Origin of the sequence: Nocardioides sp. (assembly GCF_036274455.1) — a bacterium.
Lineage (GTDB): Bacteria > Actinomycetota > Actinomycetes > Propionibacteriales > Nocardioidaceae > Nocardioides.
In genome coordinates, this window is sequence record NZ_DASUFR010000232.1 from 1 (window position 1) to 7,058 (window position 7,058).

The 7,058-nt window shown below is 71.7% G+C and carries 10 protein-coding genes; 1 reads left to right on the top strand and 9 read right to left on the bottom strand.

What is annotated here, in order from left to right; translation table 11 throughout:
• Positions 1-207 precede the first annotated feature (207 nt).
• Positions 208-957 carry a sulfotransferase gene (locus VFV89_RS22080; RefSeq protein WP_329708141.1) on the top strand — a complete coding sequence of 250 codons (750 nt, stop codon included), beginning with the start codon at positions 208-210 and terminating at the stop codon, positions 955-957.
• On the opposite strand, the gene VFV89_RS22085 is transcribed toward VFV89_RS22080, so the two are convergent.
• From VFV89_RS22085 to rsmD, 9 genes are all read right to left on the bottom strand, one after another.
• Complete coding sequence (locus tag VFV89_RS22085; RefSeq protein WP_329708142.1) at positions 940-1,575, bottom strand: FMN-binding negative transcriptional regulator; 636 nt, start codon at positions 1,573-1,575, stop codon at positions 940-942. The genes VFV89_RS22080 and VFV89_RS22085 overlap by 18 nt on opposite strands.
• A gap of 4 nt (positions 1,576-1,579) precedes the next feature.
• Positions 1,580-2,842, bottom strand: coding sequence for an MFS transporter (locus tag VFV89_RS22090; RefSeq protein ID WP_329708143.1), 1,263 nt, complete (start codon positions 2,840-2,842; stop codon positions 1,580-1,582).
• Between the two features lie 89 nt (positions 2,843-2,931).
• Positions 2,932-3,138: a hypothetical protein gene (locus VFV89_RS22095; protein ID WP_329708144.1), complete on the bottom strand. Its 207-nt coding sequence runs from the start codon at positions 3,136-3,138 to the stop codon at positions 2,932-2,934.
• A gap of 136 nt (positions 3,139-3,274) precedes the next feature.
• Entirely contained in the window at positions 3,275-4,252 is a 978-nt protein-coding gene (mutM, locus tag VFV89_RS22100) for a bifunctional DNA-formamidopyrimidine glycosylase/DNA-(apurinic or apyrimidinic site) lyase (protein ID WP_329708145.1), read from the bottom strand.
• 10 nt (positions 4,253-4,262) lie between these two features.
• A complete protein-coding gene (gene rnc, locus VFV89_RS22105; RefSeq protein ID WP_414690418.1) occupies positions 4,263-5,060 on the bottom strand; it encodes a ribonuclease III in 798 nt (265 codons plus the stop codon).
• Between the two features lie 13 nt (positions 5,061-5,073).
• A complete protein-coding gene (gene rpmF, locus VFV89_RS22110; protein ID WP_298520201.1) occupies positions 5,074-5,259 on the bottom strand; it encodes a 50S ribosomal protein L32 in 186 nt (61 codons plus the stop codon).
• Positions 5,260-5,272: 13 nt separating this feature from the next.
• Entirely contained in the window at positions 5,273-5,809 is a 537-nt protein-coding gene (locus VFV89_RS22115; RefSeq protein ID WP_329708147.1) for a YceD family protein, read from the bottom strand.
• Between the two features lie 170 nt (positions 5,810-5,979).
• The gene (coaD, locus tag VFV89_RS22120; protein WP_329708148.1) at positions 5,980-6,468 is read right to left on the bottom strand and encodes a pantetheine-phosphate adenylyltransferase; all 489 of its coding nucleotides are present in this window, start codon (positions 6,466-6,468) and stop codon (positions 5,980-5,982) included.
• Positions 6,465-7,025 carry a 16S rRNA (guanine(966)-N(2))-methyltransferase RsmD gene (gene rsmD, locus VFV89_RS22125; protein ID WP_329708149.1) on the bottom strand — a complete coding sequence of 187 codons (561 nt, stop codon included), beginning with the start codon at positions 7,023-7,025 and terminating at the stop codon, positions 6,465-6,467. The genes coaD and rsmD overlap by 4 nt, the downstream gene beginning before the upstream one ends.
• Positions 7,026-7,058 lie beyond the last annotated feature (33 nt).

The following is a 7,058-nucleotide window of genomic DNA, read 5'->3' on the forward strand; positions in this document are numbered from 1 at the left end:
GGTGCTGCGCGGCCGTGGACCGGCGGGACGGGGCTGCGCGTCGCTAAAAGCGCGGCGTGGCGCGGGCAGCGCGAGGTGACCACGCTGGGAGCAGCCGCCCGCGACACGGCGTCGCCTGTCGGCGCGCAGCCCCGGCCCGCCGGCGCCGCGGCCGCCCGCGGTGCCACGAACGCAGACCCAGACCCAACCCCCACTAACCTCAGGTTCGTGCCTGACCTGCTCTTCCTTGCCGGCATGGGGCGGTCCGGCACCACCGCGCTGCTGGAGGTGTTCAGCGCACACGCGGACATCGCACTGGGCGTCGAGCGCTACAAGCGGCTCTACCCGCGCGATGACCAGCCGGTGACGGCGGCGCTGTTCGAGGAGCAGCGGTTCTTCGACTTCGGCGACGGGTTCACCAACCTGACGCCGGAGCATGCGCCTGAGTGGGCGCCGCACTACGAGGCGATGCGCGCCAAGTGGGCCACGGCGCGCTACGTCGGCGACAAGATGGTCGCGATCCGGCTCCAGCACGTGTGGGCGACACTGCCCGACGCGCGGTTCGTGTGCATCGTGCGGGACCTCGAGCCGGTGGCGGCGAGCTGGGAGGCCCGCGCCCGCAACCCCGACGACCACGGCTGGGACGCCGAGTCCGACGCCACCAAGGCGGTGGCCGCGTGGAACCGCTCGCTGCGCCGGGTCCGGCGCGCCGTCAAGCAGCGTCCCGACCGGGCCGTGGTCGTGGAGTACGACCGGTTCTTCGGCGACCCCGTCGGGGCGAGCCTCGACCGGGTGCTCTCCTGGCTGGGCGTCGACCGGTCGCCGGAGATCGACGCGGCCTTCGCCGCCGTGCACCGGCAGTACGTCGAGAAGGTGGCGCCCAAGGCCCGCACCCTCTCTCCCGGCGTCCAGGCCTTCCTCGACGAGCACGCCGAGCGGGACGTGTGGCGAGAGGTGACCTCAGGGCTGGCCCTGTAGCCGCTCCATCTGGTCCGCGACCACCGACTCGCGCGCACCACCCTCCGCGCGGAGCCCGAGCACGACCCCGGCCCGGTCCTCCTCGGACCGGTTCTGGCTCAGTTTCCGCTTGCCCTCCACCCGCTCGATCGCCAGCTCGAGCCCGACGATCGCGCGCAGCTGCTTCTCGACGTACGTCGCCGGCGCGTCGGACACCGCCCACGGGGCGGGCCGGCCCGACTCGTGCTCCTCGGTCAGGAGGGTGACCGCCCGGCGGAGCCAGGCGGGGTCCTCGTGGCGGCGCACCCGGCCGGTCAGCTGGACCGCCGAGTAGTTCCAGGTCGGCACCACCCGGCCGTGCTCGGCCTTGGTGGCGTACCACGCCGGGGAGACGTAGGCCTCCGCGTCGGTGACGACCACCAGCGCAGGCACATCGGTGTCGGCCGGGACCGAGCGCCAGTGCGGGTTGGCCCGGGCGACGTGCATGACCAGGCGGTCGTCCTCCCAGACCACGGGCAGCCTGGTCGCGAGCGGGTAGCCGTCCTCCCCGACCGTCACCAGCTCGCCGGCGCCTATCGCGCCGACCATGGCCCGGATCGCTCCCTCGTCCTCCAGGGCGTTGAACCGCGGCACGTACACGACCTCATCCTCCCCCGGAGGACGACACCGCGGGAGACAGGTCGTCGTCGTGGGCGATCAGGCTGAGCTGGCGCCAGATCAGGACCACGAACAGCGCCGACCCGACGAAGGCGAACCAGAACGGTGCGGTCACCCCCCACCGCTGCGCGATGACGCCACCGATGCCGGCCCCGACCACGAGCCCGCCGTACACGCCCATGAGGTTGACCGCGCCGACCCGGCCCATCAGCTCGCTGGGCACCGCGCGCTGCCGGACGGTGATCGACGTCGTGCCCCAGATGAACGCGTGCGCCCCGAAGACGAAGAACACCGGCAGCGCGACCCACGGCGAGGAGGTGCTGGCCAGGATGAGGTGGGTCAGGGTCTCGATGACGAGCCCGATCCGCATCAGGTCGCCGAGGCTGATCCGCCGGGTCAGCCAGCCGTAGGCCAGGGTGCCGAGGAGGCCGCCGAGCGCCTGCACCGTGGTGATCAGCCCGAACCCCACGCTGCCGAGCCCGAGGTGCCGGGTGGCGTAGAGGACCAGCACCGACCAGGCGGCCCCGAAGGTGACGTTGAAGATCAGGATCGTCAGCACGAGGGTGCGCACCGCCGCGTGGTGCATGGTCCACCGGATCCCCTCGATGATGTCGTGCCAGACCGGCCGCTCCTCCTCGGGCGAGCGCTTGTGCGGGGGCAGCCGGAGCCGCGCGATGAGCAGCACGGCCAGGACCACCAGCGCGGCCTGGGTGACGAACGGCACGAACTGGCCCACCGTGAACAGGAACGCTCCGATCGGGGGTGCCACCAGCTGGTTGATGGTCACGAACCCGGCCATGAGGCGGCTGTTGCCGACCGTCAGGTCGTCCTTGGTCACCAGCATCGGCAACAGGGTGCTCGTGGTGTTGTCGGCGAACACCTCGGCCGTGCCGAGCAGGAACATCGCCACCAGCACCAGCCCGATCGACGCGGTGTCGAGGGCGATCGCGGCGGCCAGCAGGACCAGGACGCCGACCCGCAGCGAGTCGACGACGACGATGATCAGCCGCCGGTCCAGCCGGTCGGTGATCGCGCCGGCCCACAGCCCGAACAGCAGCGGCGGCAGCCACTGCAGGAGCGCGGCCAGCGCGACGAGGAACTCGTGGTCGGTCTTCGAGGCGACCAGCAGCGGGCCCGCCGCCAGCGCGATCCCGTCACCGGCGTTGCTCGTCCACGACGACGCCAGCAGCAGCCGGAAGCCCCGCCCCAGACGTGGCGGCGCGAGAACGTCGAGGAGGCGGTGGGTCACGAGCACGGCAGGCTAGCGCCGGGCCCTCCCCCGTTTCACCTGGTTTCCCGGCGGGAGCCGGCAGCACCAGGCAGCTGAGGGGGTGCCTGTCAGGCGGGCTGCATCTCCTGCATGCGGGGAGCGGTCTCGACCAGGAGCTCCTCGGCCCGAGCGGCCACGAGCTTGTCGTTCTCCTCGCTGAGCCGGAGCACGAGGGCCTCCAGCTCGCTCACCCGCGCCCGCAGCCGACTGTTCTCGGCGGCAAGCCGGGGGTCACGCAGGTCGCTGTTCATGTAGCCGATCAGCGCCTTGGCCATATGGTGAAACCTTCCGGGTGATCGAAGGGTGCTGCTTCGAATCTGGATCCGGGTGGCGGAACCGTCTTCAAGAGTCCCACTCCACGGGCCTCTGGTCAATGTCCGAGCGCGGGGCCTGAGCCTGCGAGGACCCCGATCAGCGAGGAGGTTGAGGAGCGTCGGCGCGGACCGAGCCTGCGAGGGCCGCGCGACGCGTCTCGAAACCCCGTGCCGTACCGGCCGCTCGCCGCCGCGGCGGTCGCTGGCAGACCGGGCAGAAGTACGACGACCGGTTCATGAACGCCACCCGCCGCATCGGCGCTCCGCACCGGTCGCACGGCTCCCCCTCCCGCCCGTAGGCGTGCAGCGACCGGTCGAAGTAGCCGGACTCGCCGTTGATGTTGACGTAGAGGGCGTCGAAGGACGTGCCGCCCTGGCCGAGGGCCTCGTTCATGACGTCGCGGGCGTGGGCGAGCAGCTCGCGCACCTGCGCGCGGGTGAGCCGGTCGCCGGCCCGCTCCCCGTGCAGCCGGGCCCGCCACAGGGCCTCGTCGGCGTAGATGTTGCCGACGCCCGAGATGAGGTTCTGGTCGAGCAGCTGCCGCTTGATGCCGGAGGAGCGCCTGCGGACCTTGGCGACGAATGCGTCGTCGTCGAACTCGGGATCGAGCGGGTCGCGGGCGATGTGGGCGATCTCCGGCGGCAGCTCGGCTCCGCCCGCCGACACCGACAGGCCGCCGAACATCCGCTGGTCGACGAAGCGCAGCTCCCAGTCCTTGTCCTGAGGAGGCGAGGGACGAGCCGTCTCGAAGGGGTCGGCCGCGCCCTCGAGCCCGATCCGGACGCGGAGGTGCCGCTCGGGCACGGCGTCCTTGGGCTGGACCAGGAGCTGGCCGCTCATCCCGAGGTGGCCGAGGAGCGCGTCACCGTTGTCGAGGGGCAGCCAGAGGTACTTCCCCCGGCGCCGCGCGTCCTCGATCCGGCGGCCGGCCAGGGCGGCGGCGAAGCCGGCCGGACCGCGGGGGTCGCGCCGCACCGGCCGGGGGTGCAGCACCTCGACCGCGGTGATCGTGGCGCCGAGGACGTGCCGGGCCAGGCCGGCGCGGACCACCTCGACCTCGGGCAGCTCGGGCATCGGGTGGCAGCTAGCTGTTGTGGGAGGAGTCGGCCTCGTCGGCGGCGGCCTCCTCGACGGCCGCGTCGACGGCCGCGTCGATCGGATCGGCGATGCCGAGCCCGGTCGCGATATCGCCGTACGCCGTCTCCGCGGCGGCCTGCTCGGCCTCCTTCTTGGAGCGGCCGATGCCGTTGCCGTAGAGCCGGCCGGCCACCCGCACCTGGGCGGTGAACTTCTTCATGTGGTCGGGGCCCTCGTCCTCGATGATGTACTCGGGGACGCCCAGACCGTGCTCGGCGGCCAGCTCCTGGAGCGAGGTCTTCCAGTCCAGCCCGGCGCCGAGCGCCGAGGCCGCCTCGATGAGCGGGTCGAAGAGCCGGTGCACGACCTGGGAGGACACCTCGATGCCGCCGCTGAGGTGGACCGCTCCGATCACGGCCTCGACGGTGTCGGACAGGATCGATGCCTTGTTGCGGCCCCCGGTGGTCTCCTCGCCGCGGCCGAGCTTGACGTGCTCGCCGAGGCCGATGCTGCGGCCGACCTCGGCCAGCGCCCGCGCGTTGACGACCGCGGCGCGCAGCTTGGCCAGCCGGCCCTCGGACAGGTCGGGATGGGTGAGGTAGAGGGTCTCGGTGACGACGACGCCGAGCACGGAGTCGCCGAGGAACTCCAGCCGCTCGTTGGTCGGGAGGCCGCCGTTCTCGTAGGCGTAGGAGCGGTGGGTGAGGGCGCGCTCGAGCAGCTCGGGGTCGAGTTCCGGGTCCCCGAGTGCTCCGCGAAGCTGCCTGTAGTCAGACAGCGGAGTGTTGCTCAGCGGACTGCTCAGCGGTCGCTGCGGATCAGAGAACCTGGCGACGGTCGTTGCGCGCGCCGTACTGGCCGCAGTTGCCGCACGCACGGTGGGGCAGGTGCTTCGCACCGCACGCCGGGTTGGCGCAGGTGACCAGCGTGGGTGCCGTGGTCTTCCAGGCCGAGCGACGGTGGCGCGTGTTGCTGCGCGACATCTTCCGCTTCGGGACAGCCATGGTGATCTCTCTCTCAGTTCTGCTCGGTCCGGCCGGTCTTGTCAGGGCCAGCGAGGTCGGCCAGGGCCGCCCACCGCGGGTCGATCGCCGCGTCGTGCTGGTGGCCCGGGTCGTCGGCCAGGCGCACCCCACACTCGGGGCACAGGCCGGGACAGTCCTCCTCACACAGCGGCTGGAACGGCAGTGCGAGCACCACCGCGTCCCGCAGCAGGGGCTCCAGGTCGACCAGGTCGTCCTGCAGCGTGCTGACCCCGTCGTCCTCCGATTCGGGGAGGGCGTGGTCCTCGTAGACGAACAGCTCCTGGAACCTCACGTCGATCTCGTCCGTGATCGGTTCCAGGCACCGCACGCACTCCCCCGTGAGGGTGGCCTGCGCAGTCCCGGTGACCAGCACCCCCTCCATGACCGCCTCGAGGCGCAGGTCGAGCTCGACCGGCGACCCCTCGGGGACCTGGAGGACTTCGATGCCAAGATCTGCCGGCGCGGGCACCGTCCGCGACAGTTCACGCTGGGACCCCGGGCGGCGGCCGAGCTCGCGAGTGTCGAGCACGAGCGGCGCTCTCGGGTCCAGGCTGTTCAACTGTCACTTCCGGTATCCGGCAGGTAGATCCAACGCAGAATCGTACGCGGGCCGAGCTCCACCGGCCAAATGTCCGGAGAAGGAGCGGTCGGGCGGGAACCCGCAGGTCAGGGGTCGGATCGGGTGTGGCGGGCGTGGAGCTACTCGACCGGGCGGGCCGCCAGCTTCTCCAGCAACGGCCCCAGCACGAACTCCGGGACCAGGCCCGACACGTCGCCGCCGAACGCCGCGACCTCCTTGACCAGGCTCGAGGCCAGGAACGACCACTCCGGGCTGGTCGGCACGAAGACGGTCTCGATCCGGGTGAGCGAGGCGTTCATCTGCGCCATCTGCAGCTCGTACTCGTAGTCGCTGACCGCGCGGAGCCCCTTCACGATCGCGGTCGCTTCCTGCTGCTGGCAGAACGTCGTGAGGAGCCCGGTGAAGCCGGCCACGCTGACGTTGGGCAGCGCCGCGGTGGCCTGCTCGAGCATGCCGATCCGCTCCTCAGGGGAGAAGAGGCGGTTCTTGGACTTGTTCACGCCGACCGCGACGATCACCTCGTCGAACAGCGACGCCGCCCGCTCGACGATGTCGAGGTGGCCGTTGGTGACCGGGTCGAAGGATCCCGGGCAGACCGCCTTCTTCACGACGCGTGACCGTACCAAAGGGTCGTCTCGCCGTAGCGCTTGCTGCGCCCGGCCTCGATCCCCTTCGGCCAGGTGGGCTCCGGGCTGCGGGACGACCGCTCGACGACGAGCATCGCGCCCGGCACCAGCCAGTCCTGGGCGATGAGCAGCTCCAGGTCGCCCCCGACGGTGACGTCGTCCAGCGGGTAGGGCGGATCCATGAACACGACGTCGTAGGGCGCCGGCGGCGGCTTGGTCAGCACCGCCGACACCGGGACCGTCACGACCTCGGCCTTGAGGAACCCGAGCGTCTTCGCGTTCTGCTCGATCAGCCGGGCCGTCCGCCGGTCCGACTCGACCAGCGTCACCACCCCGGCGCCGCGGGACCACGCCTCGAGCCCGACCGCACCCGAGCCGGCGTACAGGTCGAGGAAGCGCAGCCCCTGGAGGGACCCGCACCACGCCTCGATGCTCGAGAACAGCGCCTCTCGCACCCGGTCGGTGGTCGGGCGCGTCATGGGGCCGGACGGCGTCGACAGCCGCCGTCCTCCCGCGCTCCCGCCGATGATGCGGGTCATGGAGGGACGATAGTGCCAGGGCGTTCCCTAGGA

Bases quoted from the DNA above. Each gene is read 5' to 3' on its own strand.
- VFV89_RS22095 (WP_329708144.1), bottom strand. From the start codon at position 3,138: ATGGCCAAGGCGCTGATCGGCTACATGAACAGCGACCTGCGTGACCCC.
- mutM (WP_329708145.1), bottom strand. From the start codon at position 4,252: ATGCCCGAGCTGCCCGAGGTCGAGGTGGTCCGCGCCGGCCTGGCCCGG.
- rpmF (WP_298520201.1), bottom strand. From the start codon at position 5,259: ATGGCTGTCCCGAAGCGGAAGATGTCGCGCAGCAACACGCGCCACCGT.
- rsmD (WP_329708149.1), bottom strand. From the start codon at position 7,025: ATGACCCGCATCATCGGCGGGAGCGCGGGAGGACGGCGGCTGTCGACG.